The sequence below is a fragment of the Chryseobacterium sp. StRB126 genome (genome assembly GCF_000829375.1).
Lineage (GTDB): Bacteria > Bacteroidota > Bacteroidia > Flavobacteriales > Weeksellaceae > Chryseobacterium.
Genome location: NZ_AP014624.1, coordinates 2,325,880 through 2,350,510, shown reverse-complemented (window position 1 = coordinate 2,350,510; position 24,631 = coordinate 2,325,880). Strand labels below are relative to the sequence as shown.

The 24,631-nt window shown below is 34.0% G+C and carries 15 protein-coding genes and 1 pseudogene; 5 read left to right on the top strand and 11 right to left on the bottom strand.

Going from position 1 to position 24,631, the window contains the following annotated elements; genetic code table 11:
• From CHSO_RS10535 to CHSO_RS10525, 3 genes are all read left to right on the top strand, one after another.
• On the top strand, positions 1 to 1,812 hold the full coding sequence (locus CHSO_RS10535; protein WP_045495684.1) for a UvrD-helicase domain-containing protein: 1,812 nt from the start codon (positions 1 to 3) through the stop codon (positions 1,810 to 1,812).
• A gap of 125 nt (positions 1,813 to 1,937) precedes the next feature.
• Positions 1,938 to 2,738: a hypothetical protein gene (locus CHSO_RS10530; RefSeq protein WP_052480557.1), complete on the top strand. Its 801-nt coding sequence runs from the start codon at positions 1,938 to 1,940 to the stop codon at positions 2,736 to 2,738.
• Positions 2,739 to 2,823: 85 nt separating this feature from the next.
• Entirely contained in the window at positions 2,824 to 3,375 is a 552-nt protein-coding gene (locus CHSO_RS10525; RefSeq protein WP_052480556.1) for a hypothetical protein, read from the top strand.
• 38 nt (positions 3,376 to 3,413) lie between these two features.
• Here the strand turns inward: CHSO_RS10525 and CHSO_RS10520 are convergent, their stop codons facing one another.
• Positions 3,414 to 4,244, bottom strand: coding sequence for a hypothetical protein (locus CHSO_RS10520; RefSeq protein WP_045495680.1), 831 nt, complete (start codon positions 4,242 to 4,244; stop codon positions 3,414 to 3,416).
• A gap of 78 nt (positions 4,245 to 4,322) precedes the next feature.
• On the opposite strand from CHSO_RS10520, the gene CHSO_RS10515 reads away from it, so the two are divergent.
• Together CHSO_RS10515 and CHSO_RS10510 are read left to right on the top strand one after the other, a co-directional pair.
• Positions 4,323 to 5,315: a hypothetical protein gene (locus tag CHSO_RS10515; protein WP_045495679.1), complete on the top strand. Its 993-nt coding sequence runs from the start codon at positions 4,323 to 4,325 to the stop codon at positions 5,313 to 5,315.
• Between the two features lie 369 nt (positions 5,316 to 5,684).
• Positions 5,685 to 8,219, top strand: coding sequence for an AAA domain-containing protein (locus tag CHSO_RS10510; protein WP_171817634.1), 2,535 nt, complete (start codon positions 5,685 to 5,687; stop codon positions 8,217 to 8,219).
• Positions 8,220 to 8,336: 117 nt separating this feature from the next.
• Here the strand turns inward: CHSO_RS10510 and CHSO_RS10505 are convergent, their stop codons facing one another.
• From CHSO_RS10505 to CHSO_RS10460, 10 genes and pseudogenes are all read right to left on the bottom strand, one after another.
• Entirely contained in the window at positions 8,337 to 9,809 is a 1,473-nt protein-coding gene (locus tag CHSO_RS10505; RefSeq protein WP_045495671.1) for an SEC-C metal-binding domain-containing protein, read from the bottom strand.
• Between the two features lie 405 nt (positions 9,810 to 10,214).
• A complete protein-coding gene (locus tag CHSO_RS24990) occupies positions 10,215 to 11,852 on the bottom strand; it encodes a helix-turn-helix domain-containing protein (RefSeq protein WP_052480555.1) in 1,638 nt (545 codons plus the stop codon).
• 394 nt (positions 11,853 to 12,246) lie between these two features.
• A complete protein-coding gene (locus CHSO_RS10495) occupies positions 12,247 to 14,334 on the bottom strand; it encodes a type IA DNA topoisomerase (RefSeq protein WP_045495669.1) in 2,088 nt (695 codons plus the stop codon).
• A 20-nt stretch (positions 14,335 to 14,354) separates the two neighbouring features.
• Positions 14,355 to 15,788 (bottom strand): DUF3945 domain-containing protein, encoded by a 1,434-nt coding sequence (locus CHSO_RS10490; protein WP_045495667.1) that lies wholly within the window; start codon positions 15,786 to 15,788, stop codon positions 14,355 to 14,357.
• 97 nt (positions 15,789 to 15,885) lie between these two features.
• Positions 15,886 to 16,167, bottom strand: a complete 282-nt coding sequence (locus CHSO_RS10485) for a helix-turn-helix domain-containing protein (RefSeq protein ID WP_007845572.1) — start codon at positions 16,165 to 16,167, stop codon at positions 15,886 to 15,888.
• Between the two features lie 1,304 nt (positions 16,168 to 17,471).
• Positions 17,472 to 17,999 (bottom strand): hypothetical protein, encoded by a 528-nt coding sequence (locus CHSO_RS10475; RefSeq protein WP_045502254.1) that lies wholly within the window; start codon positions 17,997 to 17,999, stop codon positions 17,472 to 17,474.
• A gap of 74 nt (positions 18,000 to 18,073) precedes the next feature.
• A complete protein-coding gene (locus tag CHSO_RS10470) occupies positions 18,074 to 21,898 on the bottom strand; it encodes a hypothetical protein (RefSeq protein ID WP_144428899.1) in 3,825 nt (1,274 codons plus the stop codon).
• Between the two features lie 773 nt (positions 21,899 to 22,671).
• A pseudogene (locus CHSO_RS26245) lies at positions 22,672 to 22,926 on the bottom strand (alpha-ketoglutarate-dependent dioxygenase AlkB); the annotation flags it as partial.
• A 224-nt stretch (positions 22,927 to 23,150) separates the two neighbouring features.
• Positions 23,151 to 23,285, bottom strand: a complete 135-nt coding sequence (locus CHSO_RS26410) for a hypothetical protein (protein WP_262483769.1) — start codon at positions 23,283 to 23,285, stop codon at positions 23,151 to 23,153.
• A 123-nt stretch (positions 23,286 to 23,408) separates the two neighbouring features.
• Positions 23,409 to 24,185 (bottom strand): XRE family transcriptional regulator, encoded by a 777-nt coding sequence (locus CHSO_RS10460; protein ID WP_045495664.1) that lies wholly within the window; start codon positions 24,183 to 24,185, stop codon positions 23,409 to 23,411.
• Between the last annotated feature and the right edge of the window lie 446 nt (positions 24,186 to 24,631).

Genomic DNA, 24,631 nt, shown 5'->3' with positions numbered 1-24,631 from the left:
ATGTTTATTTGGGAAAAAGGTAGCATCAACGATGAACAGCAAAATGCAATTTTAGAAGATAAAAGTGTGCTTCTTATAGCCTGTCCAGGAAGTGGAAAAACCCGTACTTTAACTTTTAAAATTGCATATGAACTTAGCAGATTAAAAACAGACAAAGAGTTTGTAATTGCAATAACCTATACAAACAACGCTGCGGAAGAAATTAAAGACCGTGTAGAGCTGTTAGGAGTTGATACTACTCAATTATGGATTGGTACTATCCACTCATTTTGCATGGAGTGGATTTTAAAGCCTTACCATTTGTACTCTGATAGACTAAAAAATGGTTTTAAGGTTTGTAATTCATTTGATACTGAAAAGCTGTTGACTGAGATATGTAACAAATACAGTAATCCAAAAGTTACTTTTTATGACTTTCAGTATTATGCCACTATAAATGGAACATATAAATTTACCTCAAAAAATAGTAATCAGAATAATCATATTAAGGCTATACTTAAAGAGTATTTTTTAATATTAGAAAAAAACAATCAACTTGATTTTGAGCAAATTCTTTTTTATGCTTATGATTTAATGAAGTCAAAACCGGTAATCAGTTCTATTCTTTGCAAATTATTTCCATTTATATTAATCGACGAATATCAGGATACTAAAGAAATACAATATCACATTATTTCAAAGATATTATGTGCCAATAAGGGCTGTTCAAAAACTCTAATTGTTGGTGACCCAAATCAATCTATTTATAATTCTTTAGGTGGTTATCCAATGGCAAAAAAAGAATTAGAAAAACTGTTAGGATTTGAATTGCAGCAATTGAGCTTAGATAAAAATTACAGATCATCGGAAGCTATAATTAATTATTTTGACTATTATAAAACCTTTACAACACCAATTATATCTTTCGGAAATAATAAAGATTACAATAGTTTAATCACTTATAATTTTTCGGTTTCTGTAGGTAATTTGATTGAAGAAATTGCGAAACTAATTTTGTTTAATGTGCAAGAAGTTGGCATTAGTCCTAATGAAATTTGCATTGTAGCACCACAATGGGTACATATTGCAAGCATAACTAGAAAGTTGATGATTAGGCTTCCTGATTACAATTTCGATGGTCCTGGAATGGCACCCTTTTCTCGTGATATTGAAAATTTTTGGTTCAAAATTGCAAGAATAGTTCTAACAGAGCCATCTCCTTTTATGTATGTTCGAAGGCTCCGATGGAGTAAAGAAGTATTATATGAGTTTGAAGCCGTAGGGATTGACATAACAAAAATCTCAAATAAAGAATTTTTAAAAATTTGTAATTCTATAGAAATTGATGAAAATGATGGTTTGACATATTTACGGTTTTTCTTTAACCAAATTTGTAACAAATTAAAAATTGACATTAGTAATTTTCCATTACTGAAAGAGCACCATACTTCATTTTTTGCTAGTTCTGAAAGTCGTATACAAAGGCTTATTGATGAAGGAAATCCTTTTATTGGAGATATTGAAAATTTCAGAAAAGTATTTAGGCAAAAAGATGGCATAACAGTTTCAACTATTCATGGCGTGAAAGGGGAAGAATATGACACTGTAATTGGTTTCGCATTGCTTGATGATTACATACCTCATTTTAACGACACAAATGGTTACGAAAATTCAAAAAAACTACTTTATGTTTTAGCTTCCAGAGCGAGAAAAAATTTGCACCTGATTTCAGAAACATCAAGAGGTATAAACTATTATAATCCGGACGGAAAAAGTCCTACTCCACATTTATTAGAATATGATTATGAATATTCAATTCTTAACATAAACTGATAAAATCATTAGTAAATTAATATTAATGTATCCAATCATCTTGAATATACACTAAATATTACTTTTAAAGCCGTACAATATGTGGAATAGTTGTTATACACTTCACTCATTACTCAAATAATCTGATGAAAAAAAATAATCCTATTGACATTTTAGTAGAAAATTTAGCAAAGCAATTTTCTCAAATAAATAATTTCTCATTAACACAAGATGACCCTCTTGGTAAAAAGATGTTTAATTTTGTTGTTAAACATATTTCAGAAATAAACTCATTTAAGAACTTATTTATTCAATATTATTTACCAGCTTCACTAAGAGCATCGCAGGACTTCCAAAGGAACTTAAAATCCTCAAAATATAAACATTTAATAACTATAACCAATCAGGAACTTAAAGAAAATTATTATGAAACGATAAGATTAGGATATGTGGGCGCTTACCATAAATATGAAAGTTATCTAAAGGATCTTTTACGAGTTTTAAATGAGTTTTTTAAAGAGATTGATTTTGAAAACAATTTTTTAGACTTAAATTCATATTTAAAAAAATTAATAGATAAAGACCTATTCAAAACAATTAACTCATTTAAAATTTCTGAGAAAATAAATTGGATTTCAAATTGTGTTAAACATTATGATGGCTTTCCCGTAAAGGAACCAATTCCAGGTTATTTGCAAGATTTCGATAATTCAAAGAAAATCGAAATTGAATCTTCTGAGTTTAAAGCAGACCTTGATAATTTGGCAGAACAATGTCAGTTCATTTTAAACATTCTATTTATGGTTGGTTTTCATCAATTTTTTAGTCAAGAATTTGTGTTGATAAAAGATCAATTGAAAGAAGAAAATCAACAACCTGAAAAAATAAAAAAAATTGCGGATGATCTTTTATATGTGATTTCTGGCTTTTTTGGATATAAAAATTGAGATAGGAAAGGAACAATTATCCTTTTTGTAAAATTCCGTAGCTATAAAATTTATTTTTAATTAAATCATAAAAAATAAAAAACTATTGGATCAATTAATAAGACAACTAATTACCGAGATTATTCTTGAGAATTCTAAAGTAATCAGTATCGCTGTAAAAAGTAGAAATAAATTTGAAGGCTGGCTTAAGTTTGAATTAGCAAGCAAATTAGAAGAACAAGGATTCACGGATGTCTTTGTTGAAACTTCATATGAAATGCGGAAAGATAGATATGATTTATCATTTTCCAAAGAAAATGATTTCTACTGTGTAGAACTAAAAACACCAAATACAAGTTGGGATATTGCTGGGGTGAAAAGTTGCAAAAAACCTACAACAAAGAATTTTGACTCTATTATTTTAGATACAAAAAAACTTAATTCGAATTTTGGACTTGTAGCATTTATTTTATTTCCTATCCCTAAAGATTGCGATAAGTGGCATTCTTATTTTTACCGAATAAAACAGAGTTGTGATTTACAAATTGATATTGAAAAAAATTGTAATAGAGTTAATATTAACTTTGACAAAACCGATATTAGTTGTGATTTAATTGTATGTAGTTATTTTTCAAAAATTTATAACAATTTATTTTAAATTAGTAAGAGATTTGTGAGCATAAATTTTTAATTTATCTATTCAACTTTATATCTTTTCCTTAGTTTTTCTCTCATTTTATGTCTCTTCAAAAAAATATCTTCATCTACTGTAGTAGATTTCAATACTAATAAATCTATAGAAAAAGCTAAAAATGTTAAAAGCATTGGAATATTATGATATATATATTCCCACATATCATCAATATTTTCGCGAGTACTAAATATAAAATTTAAGTTTTGCTTTTCTGTTGCTGACACTGGATTTCTATCTGTATATAAGTGAATTGCATTATTCGTTATATTAAATAAGCTATCTCCAAACTCTTTATCAAAAATGTACTGATACAAGTCTTCATTATTAAATAAATCCTTAAGCAAATTGTTTGTCTTTGTTATCAAATCTTTTTTTTCATTAGGTGTAGTTTTTATTGGATCAAAGCCTTCAAGGTTGTTGAATTTATCAATAAAATCTGATTCATTTAAAATTCTCATAACAAGAATTAAAATTTCCAAAAAAGGTTTTCTAAGCAATGTAAAACATACTGTCATTCGCATCTTTAATGAGCATAAAAGACTTTCTTGTATAAAGTAACACGTTTCCATTATTAATGAAAGTATTAAGTGTGTTCTTACTACCTTTGTCAATTCATTATTAAATCCTAATTCTGACAGTCTATCAAAGAGATGTTTATCTGAAACGTCTATTTTGTTAATTACATCTTTGGAAAATTCAAATGTCTGTATTTTTAATTCAATAAATCTTTCATCCAAGATAAGTTCTTCGATTTGATTTATAACAAACTCACAATAGTTATGCTTTTTCCAATACTTTTTGGGTAAATAGTAATAATCAACTCTTTTTGTCATACTCTTATATTTTTATAAATGTAAATAACTCTAAGATAAAATAAGTAACTTAGAGTTATTTGCAATTTACATAACTCTATGAAAAAATTTACTAGCCCTGATGGTGTTTTCGAGATAGATATTCCAATAGAATGGGATTATAGAAATGAAATAATGGGTTTAGAAAATTCTCCACCATTCAGTTTTGAACCATTTAGAAACTCAATTGGGTGTTTTCAACTAAGTCATTATAAAAAGGAAAAAAATAAATATCAAAGGTTCAAAAATAAACATGAATATTTTGAAAATAATCTAAAATTCGAAAAAAGACAAATAGATGAGAATGATGGGTTTATAATTATAATATGGGCTACAACAGTAAAAGATTTTTTTTTCATGGCAAAATATGTCTACCAGAAGATCAAGGTGATTAATAATAAATTAGAAAAAGAAATTGAGAAGGTCGAGAACTCCCTGAAATCATTAATCTGTATAGAACCAAACAGTCGCACATTAGCAACTCATCTTTATCGTTACGAAAAGTTTGTAGCATCATTAGGAGCTACTTTTGATTTAAAAGCTAAAGCGATTGAAAATGAGTCAGCAATAGAGCTACTTATTATAAATGCTAATCAGATAGATGCCTATCTTAGATTATCAATTGTTTTAAAATATCAAATTTTAGATAATACCAAACTGTTCAGAATAAAATATATTTTTCAAGATCAAGACGATAAACCAATAAATGAAAAAAATATTTATCGAGAAGCTCAAGAGATGAAAATAATAGATATCAATCTTTACAATAAATTATTTGATCTTTACAATGAAAGAAATAAAATTGTACATAGATATATTATTACAGATATCAAAACTTTTACATTATATAAAATAGCATTTGAATACGAAAAAATGACGGAAAAAATGAGATTAATACTTAGAAAAATAGAAACAGAACAGTTTACTAAAAAAGTAGGATATCATAGCATCAAAAATCCTCATCGTAATAAAGAAGAAAGTCATGTTAGGTTGCTAAAATCGATGATAAATGAAAAACATTTTTTAGATCAATTTCACAGAGATTTAGAATAGATTGATTCAAGACAATCGAATTTTGAATTAATATTATAATTATCTATATTTGTCATAATAAACAATTTAACAGGACATTTTAAAGATGCTAACTTTAAATATTGTCCATAATGGAAAATTGTTTTTTTTGCTCCGGATGGAGACCTGTTTTTGTAAGAGCTTATACTAGAATACGTTTTGGACGTCTAGAATATGTAATTCAACATTGCAGATCGAGACCTGGACAACACAGATTTAAGCAAGGTTTTTAACCTTGCTTATTTTTTATACTCTCTTTCTTATCTTTTAATTTTGGGAATATATTTTTAATTATTACTTCTTATATTTATAAGTAATTAATAATCTATGCAAAAATCTACTTCAAATAACTTGAGAACAGAAGCAATCTACATAGATAGTAAAGACAGAACTGATGAGATAGAATCTTATTCTTTTGAAGGCAGTATATGTGTAGTAATATATAAAAGAAGCGATAAAACCTATTCTTATTCTCAACACAGGATTAAGATCGTTAAATCTGCCATTCAGAGTGAGAGAGCAGGAAATATTTTTTCTTATCTAAAGGCAATTGCAGAAAGTATTGGTTTAAAGGTAGAGGAAGGCAATAATATTCTTGCTAATAGCTATGGGAGTATCCGTTTTATTCCTGAGACTTCTATTCTTTACAATTATCTTAATGGGAAAGAAACCGAAAAGAATTACCACGCCTCTCCTATTGAAATCTTTCCTTTTGGATTTAATCTGAGCCAAAGAACAGGAGTCGATAATGCATTTTCAAATCCGCTAAGTGTTATAGAAGGTCCTCCCGGAACAGGTAAAACACAGACTATTCTTAATATCATTGCCAATGCAGTGATGAATAATCAGAGTGTGGCTGTTGTTTCAAGCAATAATTCGGCGACAAAAAATGTATTTGAGAAACTGGAAAGCAGTGGGGTTTCTTTTATAGCTGCATTGCTAGGGAGCAGCCAGAATAAAAAAGAATTTATCAATGCTCAGACTGAAATCCCGGATCTAACAGGTTTTAGATTAGAGGAAGAACAGGAACAATCCCTTATTCAGTCTACTCCCCTTCTTTTTGCTGAGCTTGCTGAAAAGTTGGAACTAAAAAATGAACTGGCTTTACTCAAACTGGAAATCGATAAGATCAAAACAGAGCATCAGCATTTTACGGATGATGTCGCTTTGGCAACAGAAATCCGTTTTAAAAAGAATGTCAGTTCAGATCAGCTGCTTTCTTTATGGGTTACCTTGGAAGACTATGAGAAAACAGGCAAGAAATTTTACTGGTGGCGTAAACTGATATTTCCTTTTCTGTATGGGGTAAGAGATAAGATTTTTTATACCTTATCGTATGAAGAAATGATCAGAATTGTTCAGTCAAAATACTATGGGGTAAAAATTTCAGAGCTTGACTTAAGAAAGTACGAGCTGCAAAATACGTTACAGCATTTTTCCTTCCATGATAAAATGAAAGAATATACAGAAGGATCAATGCAGCTGTTTAAAAACAAACTCTACCAAAAATATAAAGGAGAAAAACGTTCAGAATATACCGAATGGGATCTCCGTTTTAAATCAGAAGAATTTATTATAGATTATCCTGTCATTATGAGTACGACGTACTCATTAAGAAGAAGTCTTACTGAAAATGTAGTCTATGATTATGTGATTGTTGATGAATCTTCACAGGTGGATCTTGCAACGGGTGTACTCGCATTATCCTGCGCAAAACAGGCCGTCATTGTAGGAGATTTAAAACAGCTTCCCAATGTCGTGGATTTTGAAACAGCAGAAAATACCGATCAGATCTTTAAGAACTATGATATCCCGGAACCTTATCGCTATTCCAATCATAGCTTACTTTCTTCCATTACGGAAGTATTTCCGAAAGTGCCTAAAACACTTTTAAAAGAACATTATCGCTGCCATCCTAAAATTATTGATTTTTGTAACCGTAAGTTTTATAATGATCAGTTGATTATTATCTCAGAAGGACAGACGGAAAGAGAACCTTTATTAGTCTATAAAACAACTGAAGGCAATCATGCCCGGCAAAGAGAGAATCAGCGGCAGATTGATGTGATTATTAAGGAAATCATTCCACAACAAAAGCTGGAAGGTGTGAATCTGGGAATTGTAACGCCTTACCGCAATCAGACCATTGCACTGCAAAGAACATTTCAGGGAACAGATATCAAAGCCGATACGGTGGATAAATTTCAGGGAAGAGAAAATGATGTGATCATTCTTTCCACGGTAGATAATGAAATCTCTGAATTCACAGATAATGCGAACCGTCTAAATGTAGCCATTTCCAGAGCCAAAGATCAGCTGATTCTATTGGTAAACGGAAATGAAAGTGACAATGACACGAATATCTCAGATCTAATCCGCTATATTGATTACAATAACTTCCAAGTAATAAACAGTGAGGTACATTCTATCTTTGATTATCTGTACAAAGGATATGAAGAAAAAAGAAGGGCTCTTTTATCGGATCACAAAAAGAAATCTGTTTTTGACAGTGAGAATCTCATGTATCAATTAATTACAGAGGTTTTATCAAATGATCAATTTTCAAAATATGGCGTTATTATCCATCATCCATTAAGAAATCTATTGTTAGATTTCTCCAGATTAAGTCTAGAAGAAGAACGTTACGCAAAACATCACGCTACGCATCTTGATTTTCTGATCTATAATAAGCTAGGGAAAAATCCTGTGTTAGCTATTGAAGTTGACGGCTATGAATACCATAAAACAGAAAGCCGACAAGCCGCAAGAGATCGTATGAAGAATGAAATCTTGGAGAAGTATAAAATTCCTTTGGTAAGGTTTTCGACGACGGGAAGTGGGGAGAAAGAGAAGCTGATAAGCGTACTAAAAACATTAATAGGCTAATAGTAAACCCTTACAAAAGTTGCAAACGGTTTCTTATTAAGATAAAATTATATAATGCTTAATAGATAAGTGTTTAATAAAAACCATCTCTGTATAACTGATTATAGACCAGCGATATTACTTCTTGAGACCAATACAGCATTTCTTATACTTTTTTCCAAAGCCGCAAGGACATTGGTCATTTCTACCGATTTTTTTATGACGGCTCAAATTATTGTTAATTGGAAAATCCCTAACAGTTAATGTTTCCCGAACCATTTTTTTAGTTTCTAAGAAATTAATGTTTTTATTTGCATCCGAATAATATAAAATATCGTCTTCGAACCAATCCTTTGCGTTAAGCAGAATGAAATCCTCAGAATTGGTTTGAGTAAATTTAGGAGCGTCAATAGCAATCCCTATTATTTTTTCATATTTAGGAAATTTGTTTTTTGTCACACCACAGGCAATCTCAAGCAGCGCTTGTCTTTTAGGTCTATATTCATTATCGTAATCCTTATTTCTGGGATCGTGTAATTGTAAAAAGACATAAACTGTATTTTTATAAAAGGATGGCATAATAGATAAATTACGCATAAGCGTTGTCCCATCTCCAGGAAATCCCTCTATAGCTCGTATCATAAGATCAGACAAGGTTCTTCTAAAAAATCTAGGTTCTTTGGCCATTTCACAAATAGCGCTTTCACCTTTAAAGATGTTACTATTTCCTTTAAGAGTTTGATCTAAGGCATTTTGTGTAGTATATTGAAGTAAATTATCCCACATTTCAGATGTTTTATTTGCTTCTTTTCTCCTTTTGTACAAAGCTGAATTTTCAAAGGAGTTCCACCCACCTTCGGAAATCATAATGCTGGTTGCTTTTTCATCTATTACTCCAACAAAATGCTTTTGCTTTACCGCATCAAAGTTTTGAAAGTAATTAGCTAATAGATCTTCTTCTCCGCAATAAGTAATACTTTCATAGTGCTTTAAAGCCTTCTCTTTCTCTGAAAGATATTCAGAAAAATCGTATACAGTATCTAATTCTTTAAGAATGATTTCTAAATTAAAGGTATCAAAAATATGAATAGGTTTATTACTATCTAGCTCCACGAGAAAAGGAATATCAAGCCCTAATTTTTCCCTTTTACTGTAAGTTACAGCAAGACTTCCGTTAATATTTTCGGGTGAATGCCGCAAACAAGCTTCCGCTGCTCCATGAGCAATAATAATACTATATATAGTTAAATTTTCATGAGGTATGAGTATCGGAAAAGGTGTTGTTTTTTTACTGTCCAAATATATTTTATCGGGATTTTCAAGTACATATCTTCTTGCTCCTTCCGCTGTTCTTATTTGGTTCTCAATTACATTTTTGTGCCAGCGTTTCCATTGCACATCAATATCACCCTCCAAATTATCAAATTTCCTACTTTCACGATCAAAAAATAAAAAAATCTTATTGTCAAAGACAGCCATTAAATCACACAATTCCTTTGTATCTTCTTTGTAAGGATTTGGATAAGACCATAGTTTTAAGAAAGTAGCATCACATAGTTTTGCTAATATTCTTTCTGTTTCAGTATAACCTGTAGATTTTTCAATTGCCATTAGTTTTAATCTTTAAGAGATAATGTAAGGTAGCAAATATTTAGTGAATTTCCCATAGGTTTATTTTTTTTTATTTGTTAATCGAGGCTTTAAACGTTCCTAACGTAAAATTTTTGAGACTACGGAAAACCGTAATTAGTTCCTTTAAAGTTCATTTAGATTTGCATATATAAAATTAACTACAATGAAAAAATCATTACTTTATCTTGTATTACTTCTCTCCGTTATTTCATGTACCAACTATTACACAGTGCACCAAGAGGAAAATAAAGCTGCCATCAAAACTGTTTTGACGAGCTCTTTGCTCATTTGGGTCTCTTAATGATTGTTTGTCAGAATCTTTTGCCCCAAAAGTATTACCAATATCACTCCATCTATCACCGATTAATATTACTGACATTTAAGTTATTCAGAAGCTCTCAGCTTGTCAATGAAATAGGATGGCGTTACACCATGCTCATTCTTAAAAGCGACTACAAAAACCTTGTAAGTAGCGAATCCGCTTGCTTCAACAAGGTAGCTTATCTTGTATTCTCTGTATATGGGTTCGTTGTAGAGCTTATCAACAATAAAATTGATTCGTAAACCATTGATGTAATTTGAAAAGTTTTTACCCCTTTCAAGCTTAATAATTTCGGAAAGGTATTTAGTATTTGTATTGAGGTGGTTGGCAAGCCACGAAAGGCTCACCTCATTTTTCAGATACTTTTCAGAGGCTTCAAACTTTTCAAGTTTCTCAAGCAGTAATTTTGCGGTATCTTCAGGTATAATTGCAGGGTTTTTATTTCCATCGTACTTTGTAGTTTGTATGGGTTGTACCGGTGAGTTTTCTTTTCCGCTGTTTATTTTATAGATTATCTCTTCATATTTCTTCTGGAGATTCCGTTTTTTTCTTCTCCAGAGCAAAATCATGATGATGATAAAGACGAGTATTAAACTTAGAATAATGGTTAGTAATTTATTTGATTTTTCTTTTTGTACATTAACCCCATCTGTAACCATACTTTTCATTACAACATTTGCATTATTCTTTGTGGCAACATGTAAACTGTCTTTAAGATAGGAGTACTTGTCGAGATAGAATTTGGCCTTCTGACTATCACCAATACCGGCATAGGAATCTGCAAGGAATTCATAAGATTCTACTCTATCGCCTGGGCTATGAACTTGCTTTTCCAATTCAAGTGCACGCTGCGAATAGGCAATGGATGTCTTATAGTCCAGTTTTTCTGAATAAAGCCAGCTTACCTGGTTCAGCATCCTTATTTTACTCTCAGGTGCTATATTGTATTTCTTATTTTCGATTATTTTCAAGCCATCCAAAAGATATTTTTCTGCTTCTTTTATATTCTCCTTGGTATCTTCCTTACCAAGATAAAATACCCCAATTGCCATGTTAGTAAAAGCAATCTGGTCATATTTCAGGTTATCTGGTACGATACTGCCATCTCTCACCTGTTTTGCCGCAGCGAGGCTCTTTTTACGAAAGTATAATATTGAATCGGCAAATTTACTATCAAACTGTTTATTCTCATAATAGACAGTCATATTTTCATAGCATATGGACAGGTAGTATAACCTAGTGTCCCTATTTTCAATTGTTTGTATATATTTAATAGCTGTTCTAAAATCTTTAATACTTTCATCATCTAAGCCAAGCTCCCCCAAAGCGAGTGCACTACGACGATATATACTGGAAATGGTACCATAAGTATCTACTTTACCTTGGGCAACTTTCTTGAGTTGTTTTCCTAATGTAATGATATCTTGATTTCTCCCCTGAAATGCATATAACATCATGATAAGCGAACCACTTTGAAAAGTTCCCCTATCATAGTTGAGGTCTTCCGACACTTTTTTTAATTGCAGCAGGCGCATCTCTTGTTGTTTTGGATCGCCTTTGCGTTCATTAATATTTTGGCTAATTTCATTGAGCTCCCTAGTGATAGTTTTTGTCTGCAACTTGGTATCAAATTGTTTATTCTGAGCAAGAGTGAAGAAGAATGGGAAAAAACTGAGTAAAAAAATAAAATAATTCTTCATTGGATAATGTTTCATTATTATGAGTAAATGGTGTATTAGTGTGTTTAATGCTTAGTTACAAAGTTAGCAGAAAAATCTAACCCAATAGATTATTACAGAGAAAATAACATTAACACCCAATGATATCTTCATATAAAAAGAAAACAGGAGCTGGGCCTGCAGAAGAAAGGCAAAAGGAACACCTATATCTCGCTCCTGACGGAAACAACGTAAAGCACTTTAAAATTCTATTTATATATTCTTGATATCCACATTGACAACGAACATAGCTTGGAAGATGTTGTATATTGAGAAAAGGGTACTATAAAAGCTATGGAGAGTCCATTTCCAGATATCACCGGAAATGGACACTTTACTTCTCATTGACCTATAATCCAGACTATAATTGTATTAGTTAGATGTCCTTTCTAAATCCAAATGAAGTACTGAAATCACCTTTTAAAATTAGATAAGCATCAAACTTTTTACCGTTTTTGCTTTTCATATTCTTGATAAGTGATGTTTTTTTTTGAGTTAATAACAAATTAAGATCTTTAATACTGAGTTGTATTCCACATATAGTTCTGAAGAGAATCCAACCGCATTGTTCATCTGGGCATTTTACGATTTTGTCTTTGATGATAAGATTGTGCTGTTGACATTTGGGACATTTGAGTTGTGGGATTTTTTCTTGAGGAATATTGAGTGATAAAAGTTCGTTAGTGATTTCAGTTGTGTAAGCTTGGATGTCGTTTATGAATTGAGTTTTATTGAGTTCACCTTTTTCAATTCTATCCAGTGCTATTTCCCATTCTGCAGTCATTTGGACATTGGCTATTTTTTTGTCTTTGACAAGGTTGTAAACCTGTAAACCTTTATCGGTGGGATGCAGGGTTTTGCTCTTTCTGATGATATAGTTTCTGCTGAGCAGCGTTTCAATAATGGAAGCTCTGGTAGCTGGGGTTCCGATACCGATATTGGATAGCGCTTTCTGTTCATCTTTGTTCTCCATAGATCTGCCAGCATTTTCCATCGCTGATAAGAGGTCAGCTTCTGTATAAAGTTTAGGAGGTTGCGTTACTTTTTCTAATAATTCTGCTTTTGATATTTTCAGCTCATCTCCGATTTTGAATTCCGGAAGCTCAGTAAGGGCTTCGTTAGCGTTATTTGAATTTTCATTGTCAGAAAGAATCCCTTTGATGGCTCGCCAGCCTTGATTGAGTATTGTTGAGCCCTTGATCTGGAATTCGTAATGATGGACTTTTATCTGGATTTGGGTGACTTGTTTTACACAGGTGTGGGATAGGGATTCTAATAAGCGGTAAGCAATCGTATCATAAATAGCTTTTTCCGTAGCGCTAAGTGCAGAAGGTGTTTTGGTTGTTATGAGTAATCCGTGATGGTCGGTAACTTTTAAATCATTGACTATTCTCTTGTTGAAGTTTCCGAATTTTAAAGTAGATATGGCTGGTTTGAAATGATCGGTTGCATTGAGGATTCTGACCAGCTCAGGAATTACAGGCCATACATCCTCAGGAATATACTTGCTGCCGGTTCTGGGGTAAGTAATGAACTGTTTCTCATAGAGGCTTTGGGCTGTTTGTAAAACCTCATCAGCAGAAAGCCCCAGTTTTCTGTTGGCTTCTTTCTGTAATTCTGTGAGGTCGAAAAGTAATGGAGATTGCTCCTGTACTGTTTTAACAGATACATCATCTATAATAGCTCTTCCCTCCCGCTCTATAATCTTTTGGATTTGTTCTGCCTGCTTTTTTTCTTCCCATTGTAATAGCGAAAAACTGGTGAAGTCTGTATATTCTTTTCTGTGGCTCAGCTGGATTTGAAAGTATTTTTGCTTGGTGAAGTTTTGATGCTGAAAAAACCGTTGACAGATTAAAGCCAGGGTTGGCGTCTGCACTCTGCCTAATGAATAAACATCTTGGTTTCCTGCGATGGTTAATGCCTGAGTGGCATTGATTCCTACCAGCCAGTCCGCTTCACTTCTGGCTTTAGCAGCTTGATACAAACCGTCAAAGGCATCGCCAGGCTGAAGGTTTTTAAAACCGTCCTGTATTGCCTTTTCGGTAAGGGAGCTTATCCAGAGTCTTTCAAGAGGTTTGTTGCATTGTAGGTAGTGATAGATATAGCGGAAAATTAACTCTCCTTCCCTTCCTGCATCAGTAGCCACAATAATACTGCTGCATTGATTGATGACTTGTTGTATGGTGTTGAGCTGTTTTAAAGCGGAAGGATCAGGCTCATAGCCTTTTGCTTTCTTTAGTTTTTTGGGAGTTAGAATAAAAGGGTTGGGAAAGATAGGCAAAGAGGTTTTGTTAAAGCCTCTTATACCATAATCTTCCGGCATTCCTAGCGATATCAAATGTCCCAATGCCCAGGTGACACAATAGCCGTTACCGGATAGATAACCATCTTTTTTTTCATGGGCTCCTAATAACTGGGCTATTTCCCTTGCAACGCTGGGTTTTTCTGCGATGATTGCTTTCATATGATGGATTTAGATGTTTATTATAGTTTTCGTCCTCTTGGTTTTCTAACCTTTTTTTGCTGGTCTTCCTGCTGTGTTGATTCTAAAGGCTCCTTCACATTTTTAGTAGCTTCATTGGTTTTACTATGGGTGTTAACCGCAGTTTGGGTTTTATGATCTTCTGTAGGCTTTGCCTGCTCTTTAAGTTTATTAGGATGGGTAAAGGAGAAGTCAGTTTTGGAAGTCTCTTTGTTGAAGGTAATATAGCCCTGATAGGCTTTACCTTTAGCATCGGTAAGGCCGTCAATGTAAATGGTTTGCCCGGCTTTGAATTTTTCATACTGTGAATCATCCAGTTCTTTTCCTCTGAATACTTTGGGTGCTTCTTTATCCGTAGGTTGAGTTTGTTGTTGGTTATGATGATGTTGTTGACTTTGTTGTGGTGTGTGGTTATTGTTGAATATAAACTCTACATACCGCTTATCTGCATTGAATTGTACGATGGCATCGAAAGGTTCTCCTTTTTTAGAGGTCATGCCTTCAAGATACAATGGTCCACCTTCCAGTAAAGTTTGTTTCTGATGTTCATCAAGCCTAATTCCTTTGATTTCATCAGGGATTTTCATGTACTCCGCTCTATAAGCTACGAGTTCATTGGTGAGTCGGTCACGGCTTATAACCGATGGAATAATTTCATCCGTCTTAGGATTGACCAGATCTACTACCCTGCCCATATTCCCGGTTTCCTTAAGATTTTTTTTATCTTCATCCGTGAACTGGTGACCTAAAAATTTATTATTAAGACTGGGCTCTTTTCGGATTCCGTGCAGATGAACGGCAACCTGTCCTGTATCTCCTGTCTGAAGAGATAATCGAACATCCATTTTGCTTACTGCCGTTCCCAGATTAATGGTGATGGGAATTAGTGTATTGGTTTTAAATCCCCTAAGTAATGCATCCATCGCATTCATTTTTTCAAGCTTTTCCTGGTTAAGTCCGAATTTTTCCATCGTTTTCCAGTCGATTTGTTCAGGCTGAAAACGATATTCCTGATTGTCTGTGTTGTTGTCCATTGTATTTTGATTTTTTGGATTGTTGTTATGTTGAGGTAAGATTTCGTAGTCTTTCAGCTTTTCTTTTTCTTCAGGTGATGCCTGATCAACATACTTCTGAAGATCCTTAGCCGTATTAACAGCATCGTATTCCGAAACTTTAAAAAAGTTGAAATGCGTGGGATTTTTGAGCTGCCGGTAAAAATTGGAAAAGAAGTTGGAGAAAATATCGCCATGTTTATCAACGCTGATCAGCTGCTCATTATCCTTTTTTTCTTGTGGAGGAACTTTTTGAAGATTTCCATCTTGATCAATTCCTTTGACCATTTCAACCTGGTTAGTATGAATGTTCAGTACAAGGAGTGTGTCTGTTGAGGGTTTGAGTTCATCGGACTCCTGAGAGTTTATTATTTCTTCTTCCATTTTGTTTTATTTAATGGAACGAAGGTATAGGTTCAATAAGAGACTCGTAAGAATTGGAATGATGATGAATGATTTGGCTGTTAATGTCTTATCATCGTTAAGAGTTTAAGCACTCTCTGATCAATTGATGAACATCAGAAAGCTTATAGTACAGCTTTCCGCTGATGGTATAATACGGCAGCTTTTTATCCGTCCGGTAGCGCTGTAATGATCGCGAACTTATTTTTAACAGCTGTAAAACATCCTGGTTATCCAGAAGCTGTTCTCCATCTATTTCTATAAATCTGGATTGGTTTTTGAGCATTTGCTCTTTCAGGAGGTCAAATCTTTCCATGATTCTCTCCATCCAGGCTATAAATTCTGTTCTTTCGATATTCATAAGTAGTGATTTTTTAGTGTTAAAATGTTGTGAATAGCTGATCAACTTATATTGGGTAAAGTTGAATAGTTCATTTTATATAAAATCACTACTTATTCGTAGTACCGAAAAGATTTATTTTATTATCTGTAAATATTTTCTCTGAAAAATGATGTCTACAATAAAATATAAAAGTATCATGGCCTTAACAGGACAGCTTTCCGAAACTTTAGGTGCACTAAATCCACTGATCTTTTTTATAAGGTATTCATTTTTAGTGATCCATTTTGACTGAACGAGTTGTGTAGGAATATTTTTATGGTTACAAAAACAATTATAATCAGTATCTTTTTTATTGAAATCATTTGTGACTATTAGATACTTCAAATTTAATATAAATCATATGTGACCAAAATATATGAGTGGAAAAGCAGACAATACCAACAATAAACTTACTTCCAACATAAGTTACAAGTATCTTAACCTGATCAATTCAACATCTTAGCTTTGAACAGCTTTTTCCAGCGTGCCTCTGTATTTACTTAAAATGTAACGCTAGCTGAGAATTATTGATTCCTTCTGTTTTAGGTATTTTAGTATTTTTAAAATTGTATAATTAATTACAAGCTCTGTAATTCTGATTGGGGTCATTAAGGGAGCTTTATGATTTCCAAAAATAAGTTTGTGTATATGAAAAATCTTCCTTATTCAGGATAAGAGATCATATTATAACCTGTCCGGAAACTTTCTGAAAATCACCTCCCTATATATTATGTTATAATCAGACTGGTTTACTTGTACTTGCTTACCATTGTAAAGGGTATTTTTAGGAATTTTAAATTCATCAATAATTTGTTTTTTCCCATAGTTTATTAATTACAGTAAAAAAAGATAATTTTCCGGGTATATAAATTTTTACAGAATTGCGATAAAGCACTTTTTTTGTTTTTACCTCCTGAATATAATTTACCAAAACCGGAGGTGAATACAAAATCTGATTTTGGGAATATACCTGAAAAAATGATATTTCAACAATTTATACCATCTTAATAATACTTCGGTGTCTAAGTTTTCCGATTGATACATTTATAAGACTTCTTCTGTAACATTAAAAAAACTGCATATATCAAATACTTTCACCTCCCTTTCAGAAACAGCTTTTTTCAACAATATATCTATATTAGTTTTCTATAAATTCATTACCTCAATACCTCTTTTTTACTAAATCCAAGCCTTAAAAGCATCATTAAATTATTTTATCTGCTCCACTACTTCCTGAAGGCTCGTCATTATTGCTTCTATTTTCCCCAGTTAATTTTGTCAATCTAAGGCTTCCAAAAACTCCAAACAGTACCATTATAAACAGCCAATTGTTTTTTTATAGTATCATATACTATCATTCCCGCAGAAGGACTGATAATATTCAAATGCGGATTGGCAACTTTAGGCAAAACCATTGCTTTATTATCATCAGCCAGAACCAATATTCCTTGTGTAGTATCTGCACCCCCCAATGTCGGGCTGATACAAATCTTTGCTCCTGGGTGCTCTACTCTATCAGTTGCCTGAATATTCAAATCTGCTGTCCCGGTTGCATCAACACTCAGATCAAACCATGTATTTACATCTTTTAAATATTTTACTTTATTGTCTGAAGTGTCAAAAAGTATAGTCCCACTTTCAGTAATTCCTGTTTTATCTGTGACATAAGGGAGAAGAAGTCCTTTATTTTCGTTATCCCCAAACTGCAATGAAACAGAGCCATTGGTTACGCTCTCTCTACTTATTCCTATTTGTGCCTGTAAACAAGCACCTATTAGAAACCCGGTTGTTACTATTATATTTTTAAACATTTTATTTTTATTTTTAATGAAAACTGAGAACCTGAAAATAAAAACATCACTATTCAGATTCTCAAAAAGTATTATTAATCGGGACATGCTTGTGTGTTGATACAGAACCATTCAAATGTACTGCCTCCATTTTGAGTAGTATACATTTTTAAACATTTGTTAGTTGTATCATAAACAAGCATTCCTTCAACAAAATCGACAGCCGGAATTCCCACAGGATTCCCAGAAAAATTAAACGCCATTCTATTAACTACAAAACCCTTCGTTCTTGCTTCTAAAGCTAACCAGGCGCCTGTTCGAACTGCCGGCCAGTTGTCTGAATTCTGAGTTCCTGTTCTTAATAATGATGTGATTCCTACTTTACTTACCAAAGCAGGATTTCCAGCTGTAGCAATAGCTCCGGGCTTATAACAGGCACCATTATTACATACAATAGGAGTGTAACCGTCACCGGGTATTGTTACTACTGACGTCCTGGTGTCAATATAAGCAGAATATACCCTCAATGTCTGGTCTCCCAATGAGACAACACTTCCAATAGAAATCCTGACTTCATCAAACGATAATGTTGTTTGGAAGCCCGGTGTATATATGTTGGGATTGGTACCAAACCATTGTGTGAAGAAAGAAAAATCTATCAAAGCCCCACCACTCCTCTGCTCTCTGAGTACGCCATTTAAATATGTACTTACCATAACATTGGGTAAAAAACCACCGGAAAAAGGAAAGTTCTGCTTATCTACCGTAAATCCTGCAAATGTGCCCGGTGGCAAAGTTACTTTAGGGATAGCTACAGAGATAGAACCCGTAACACCAGCTGATGCAGGTAAATGGATAGTTGCATAATCCGCCGGATCCGGGCTTACTGCATTCCAAACATGATCAATACCATATCCTGCTGTTGCTAAACCCTCATATCCTGTGTTAGCATATTCTATTACCGCAGGAATCGTAGGAGAAACAGTAGTCGTAGGTCCATTTGTCAGCACGTATGTACCATCACACTGTAAAACTAACGGACATGTTGTGGTAGAAGTGGGACTGAAATCTCTTGCTACTACATTGAAGATTCTAATCTCACCAGCGGAGGCACCAGCAAATCGGGTTATCACATACCGTACTTCATCAAATGGAACATGAGCTACTGTTCCTATTATCAAACGTTGAAAGCCTCCAGAAACCGCAGCAGTACTTAATCCGCCTGCAAGCTGGGTTCCTGTACTGGTCTGTACCAGAGTACCGTCTTTGTATAATTCTATTTTATTTGTTTCAAAAGCACTTGCCTGTGCAATATCTAATGTTGCGATGTCAAATCCTACATATGTATCTTTAGGAAAATCACCAAAACCATTTGCCACACTGAAACCTAATCCTGAGCCCGCACTGGCTCCAAGTTGCATCGTTGCGTAACTGTTTGGATCTAAATCTATTGCATTCTGAGAAAGACTGATAGAACTATTTCCATCCACAAAAGCAGTAACCCCTGTCCTTGCTCCGTTCACATACAACGGATACTTAGGAACACTTATATTTTCTATTCCATCACATTTGATGACAGGAGTAGCACAGAATCTCTGAATTACTGCCGAGTAAATTTCTAAAACACCTGCATTTGCACTTAAGGCTTTGTTTATGGTAAGTTTAACACCGGTAAATGGCTGACCAGAAGCAAACCCCAATATCTGACGATTGCTCGTTCCGTTCAGAACAGAAGTATGTAAACCAAAGAAACTGGAATTCATCACTGCTGAGTCTGCAACACTTCCGTCTGCTTTTAATGTTATAATGGTAATTGTGCTTCCCGCCAATTCTGCTGCCGCAAGTGTTGGAAAGGCTACATCAAAACCGGCAAAAGTACCAGCAGGATACAGTTCATAAGTAGCATCTCCTGGAATACCGATGCCTTTGCTACCATCTTGTACAGCTACCGAAGCATTGGTTACAGCTCCTGCCGCCGTATATAATTTAGCAGGCTGTCCAGTGTTGGAAACGATGTTGTTCAAATCTTCAAAATAAGTATTTCCCGTTGCAAGACCTTCTATGCCAGTATTTGCAGCATCTATGAATACAGGATAAACCGGTCTTTTGAGATCTGTTGATGTATTACAAGCCTGTGCTGTTGATAGACAAAACTTTTCAACCACCGCACGGTAGACTTTTGTACTGGAACCTGCCGATGCTCCTGCCAGTAGTTCTACCGTAATTCTTATCTCATCAAAATCTTTAGTAGTCCTCATCCCTATAATGTATTTCCCGTTATTGGGGGTGAATAAACTTCCCGATGCTACATTAAGAGTATTGTAAGTATCCTGAATGATTCCTTCCTTATAAGTACTGATGATAAAATTTTTAGCTGTACTCGCTGTCGCAAAGCTATCGTCCTGAATTTCAAAACCAGCAAAGGTGCCTTTAGGATAACCATATTTAATATGACCTGGGTCACTGGCATCCAATACCTGTCTCGAAATAACCGAAATGCCATAGTTGGAATACAGCGATGCACCTGTGGCAGCACCTATTTCTGCATAATTGTTTAAATCAGTATCGATCACATTTTGAACGTTGTTGATGCCTGGATTTCCGAGAGAAGCAGTAAGTATACTGGTACCAATAGCTTTTGCATAAACGGGATGGTTTTGTGCCCCTCCCGCGGTGAGCTCTCCTGAAATAAGGCTTACCGGCGCACCACAGGTAATGGTCGCATCACAAAAACGCTGTACAATAGGATAATAGATTTCGAGTATACCTAAAGCTGCAGATAAGTTCAAAGAGACTTCAAATTCAATGGAATCAAAAGGAAACAAGGACACAGCTCCTACAGTCAAAAGACTTCCGCTGGCCGATACACTTAGAAACTCCTGACTGACTACGTCCGGACCTTGTTGGACACCATTTAAATAGAACCTGAGTGTTTTTGTTACATTCAGCCCTCCGGATATGGCATTCAGCTGGTAAACACCGCCACCAAAAGTACCGGCAGGATATACCACACCCTCATCTTTTAATCTACCGGAATACACTGCCAGACCAGCACTAATGAAAGGAATTGTACCATGTGTATTAGGCTTCTCATCTTCCAGAGCAGGAGCCAGTCCCGGCCAGAGAGTTGCAGGAACAACAACAGGAACAGGAGAAGGCGGCACAAATACAACAGCCGCACCTGAACCTGTCACCCCTTTACCTGTGAGTGGTATCTGGGCATTGCAGGTGACAACTTTTTCTCCTGTCGTATCAAAACCACCACCTGTACGTGTGTAACGCTGCAGATACACGTAATTAACACCAAGCGTTGCAGTGGCGGTACCACCTACATTGGTTACCCTTCCATTTTGTATTACATGTACTTCATCAAAAGGTTTATGTACATAAAAACCAGCATCCATAGAAGTGGCTCCCAGTGTCCAATTTTGAGCAGGAGAAGTTTCTTGCACAACACCTCCAAGGTATGTTGTAATAATGACATTGTTGGTACCGGTAAGACCAATTGTTGGGGTAAAGCCTCCAGTAATAGCTCTGTTTACTACTACACCAATTCTATAACCTGTAAATGGAGTTGTTCCATAAGTTTTACCATCGCTTAATTTTACTGTCGAGGTTATGTCTGTACCCAAAGTTGAAGAAACAGAATGTGATGAAAAGCCGGAATTGCTTGTGTTTGAATCAGTAATTTGAGAAAGCGTAGTGCCCCAATTACCAACAACTGCGGCAGCGCTTACTGTTCCAAAAATAATGGTTCCACTGCCACCACCTGTACGCCAGGCAACCTTGGTATCGTCATTACTAGGAGTTACCGCAGCATCCTGAGAAAATACGGTTATACTTCCTGCTAAAGCTATCAGCATCATAAGATGTCTGCAAAAGGTATTTCCTTTTTGTTTTATTTGATTGATATTCACCATATTATTTAGTTTTTAATTTTTATCCTTCAGTCAACATTTAACAGATTAATATTTATAATTATAGACAAGCTACCCTGACCCACTACGTAGTTTTTTCTTTATTTTCTGATTTTCTGATAGACAAATCCATTGTTTGTTTAATAAAATAATTTTCTCATTTTGGTAAAATATATTTTGGAAGCCCGTTAAATATTGTAGAAGTTATAGCTTAAATTTTGTGAAAGAAAGAAGAGCACGTGAGAATTACTGAAAAAGACACAATAATATTATCTAAAAATACCATGCGCAAATTTAAAAAAACAACTGATTTTCAATTAGTAATAAAAAAAAGCCTAAAGGATATTTTAAGTATCATAAGTGATAACTAAAAACTAATATCCACACTGTAATGGTATATTTACAAACAGAAATCCCGGTTTACGCCAGGATTTTATACATATTTGAGATAAAAGGCTGATTTTAAAATTAAATTACCCCTAGATTTATTGATAATACTCTTCAATAAGGCTTTTTCCGTTCCTGCGCTTCCAGAGCAATATAATCGAATTTCTTCCCCTGGCAAAACAATCCCATATTCTTATCTCAATTGATAAAACTGTACCCAATAAAAATCTAAAAAAGGGGAAGCAAAAAAATATTTACTTAAAATAAACAGAGACGATAATTTTTTTAAAAATTATTTCTAATAATAAGGAGTTCCTTCATTAATAAATAATGTTATTGAAACACACGAAAGAAATTACTTCGTAGTAGCATATGGTCCTAGAGGATTATCAAATGATGTCTTTTTTTATTAATCTGAATGTAAGGTTAATGCGTTCTTTCATAGGGATTATAGATTTTGCTATCCGATGTTCCCAATTTTCCTGCAAGTCACCTTTCATAATAAGTAAGGAACCATGAGGAAGTGGAAGGCTGTATTTGCTTTGATGATGATCCTTCTTTCTGAAATCAAAGTTTCTGGTTTGTCCAAGACTGATGGATGCAATGACAGGGCGTTTCCCATATCTGCTTTCTTTATCTCGGTGCCAGGCGACGGAGTCATTTTGGTTACGGTATAGATTTAATAAAACACTATTGAACTGACAGTCAAATTCCTTTCGATTCTATCTTTTAAAGAAAGTAATTCGGGAGTCCATGGATTCGTTGGCTTTTTATCTTCTTCTGAATCGTTATATTTTGAATCTCCATACCAGGCCGTTAATCTTGGAGTAAGCACCATCTTATCGTACATCTTCTGTGTACGCTGTTCTCAGGGAACCGTTTCCAATAATTGGCTTTTAAGCAGATCTGCTTCTTCCCTACTCAGAAAACCCTCTCTGTATTCCAAAAGGTCTTTTGGAAACTCATAGAATTCTTCAGTATCAAATAAGCTCAATTGGGTCATTTAACTTTAAATTAAAATATTTATCTTAGTAATATCCCGTTACTTCGGGATTTTTTTTCATCATTTGTGTTTTTACTTCCCTTCGGGGAAGTTTTTTGATTATGCCATGTACTCAAAATGAATTCAATTCTTATCTCCCATCTTTTCTTTGATCTGTCTGATATCAGTTTTAATCTCTGTGATAAAGTTTTGAATATGATGTTCTGAAAATTCATCAGGTTCATATTCTTTGGTATTAATACTACAGGCAAATTCCCAGATTTCTTTAATTTCAGGTAATGGAATTTTATAAGGTTCATAAAATTGATTGTCAGCTTTTACCCAGATACCATCAGCTTCGTGAAACTGGAACCTTTTATAACTGATGCCATCATTAGTGGTAATAAAAACATAAGTTCTGTCCGTTTTCAGGTCAGAAAGATTTTCGACATATTTCCCTACAATGTAAGTTCCGTTTTTATAAGGAGGCATTGAATCCCCATCAGCTGGAAATGCCCTAAACTTACCACCTTTTAAAAAAGGTAATGATATGGTCTCCAGACTTTCAATGTATTCAGGATCTCCATAGCCATTTAAGTAACCCATTGAAGCTTTTTGGGGAATAATCTCAATCTGATTGTTTCCATCCTGATCAACCCTTATAGGCAGAACGATCCTATTCTCAGGAAGCTCCATGAGTTCATCGATAGAAAATTTTCTGACATCTACAGTCAACAATAGATCGATGCTGATGTTATAGAATTTTGAAATTCTAAGCAATATTTCAATAGGTGGTTCTGTTCTGCCATATTCATAGGCGACATATCTGGATCGGGTAAGAATTAATAGATCTGCCAGCTCCTGCTGGGTCATATTTTTCTTTCCTCTCAAAAACACGATGTTATCAGAGAATTTTGACATTGTTACAATTTTAGACAACAAAAATACATAATTTGTTTCAAAACGTAACTAATTTTGTCACATGAAAAGAGCAATTGTACATATGGATCTGGATACGTTCTTTGTCATGATGCTGATGTTTCCGAATTTGTTTCCTTACAGCAAAATCTCCCTGATTTCGGTAAATATCAAACTTCAGTAGAACAATATATAATGGCTTGGGGGTGATGGTCCAGGGGGTAAATACATATTATCTGACAGAAACTGAGCGTTACCTAATCCAGGGGTCTGGTTTTGCCTGGCCTAAAAAGATTAAGTTAGTAACAGCAAAGGATAAAAACAATTACCACCTGATTATCAACATTTAACACATTATCCAAGACATTTCTTTATTAATTCAAAGTAAATGTAAAAAATTGAGTATAGGCGAATAATTAAGTCCTATCCTTAATTTTTTACTTTTTGTA

Excerpts from the sequence above, each read along its gene's own strand:
- CHSO_RS10535 (WP_045495684.1), top strand. The coding sequence starts at position 1 with ATGTTTATTTGGGAAAAAGGTAGCATCAACGATGAACAGCAAAATGCA.
- CHSO_RS10530 (WP_052480557.1), top strand. The coding sequence starts at position 1,938 with ATGAAAAAAAATAATCCTATTGACATTTTAGTAGAAAATTTAGCAAAG.
- CHSO_RS10520 (WP_045495680.1), bottom strand. The coding sequence starts at position 4,244 with ATGACAAAAAGAGTTGATTATTACTATTTACCCAAAAAGTATTGGAAA.
- CHSO_RS10515 (WP_045495679.1), top strand. The coding sequence starts at position 4,323 with ATGAAAAAATTTACTAGCCCTGATGGTGTTTTCGAGATAGATATTCCA.
- CHSO_RS10505 (WP_045495671.1), bottom strand. The coding sequence starts at position 9,809 with ATGGCAATTGAAAAATCTACAGGTTATACTGAAACAGAAAGAATATTA.
- CHSO_RS24990 (WP_052480555.1), bottom strand. The coding sequence starts at position 11,852 with ATGAAGAATTATTTTATTTTTTTACTCAGTTTTTTCCCATTCTTCTTC.
- CHSO_RS10495 (WP_045495669.1), bottom strand. The coding sequence starts at position 14,334 with ATGAAAGCAATCATCGCAGAAAAACCCAGCGTTGCAAGGGAAATAGCC.
- CHSO_RS10490 (WP_045495667.1), bottom strand. The coding sequence starts at position 15,788 with ATGGAAGAAGAAATAATAAACTCTCAGGAGTCCGATGAACTCAAACCC.
- CHSO_RS10485 (WP_007845572.1), bottom strand. The coding sequence starts at position 16,167 with ATGAATATCGAAAGAACAGAATTTATAGCCTGGATGGAGAGAATCATG.
- CHSO_RS10475 (WP_045502254.1), bottom strand. The coding sequence starts at position 17,999 with ATGTTTAAAAATATAATAGTAACAACCGGGTTTCTAATAGGTGCTTGT.
- CHSO_RS10470 (WP_144428899.1), bottom strand. The coding sequence starts at position 21,898 with ATGGTGAATATCAATCAAATAAAACAAAAAGGAAATACCTTTTGCAGA.
- CHSO_RS26410 (WP_262483769.1), bottom strand. The coding sequence starts at position 23,285 with ATGACCCAATTGAGCTTATTTGATACTGAAGAATTCTATGAGTTTCCA.
- CHSO_RS10460 (WP_045495664.1), bottom strand. The coding sequence starts at position 24,185 with ATGTCAAAATTCTCTGATAACATCGTGTTTTTGAGAGGAAAGAAAAAT.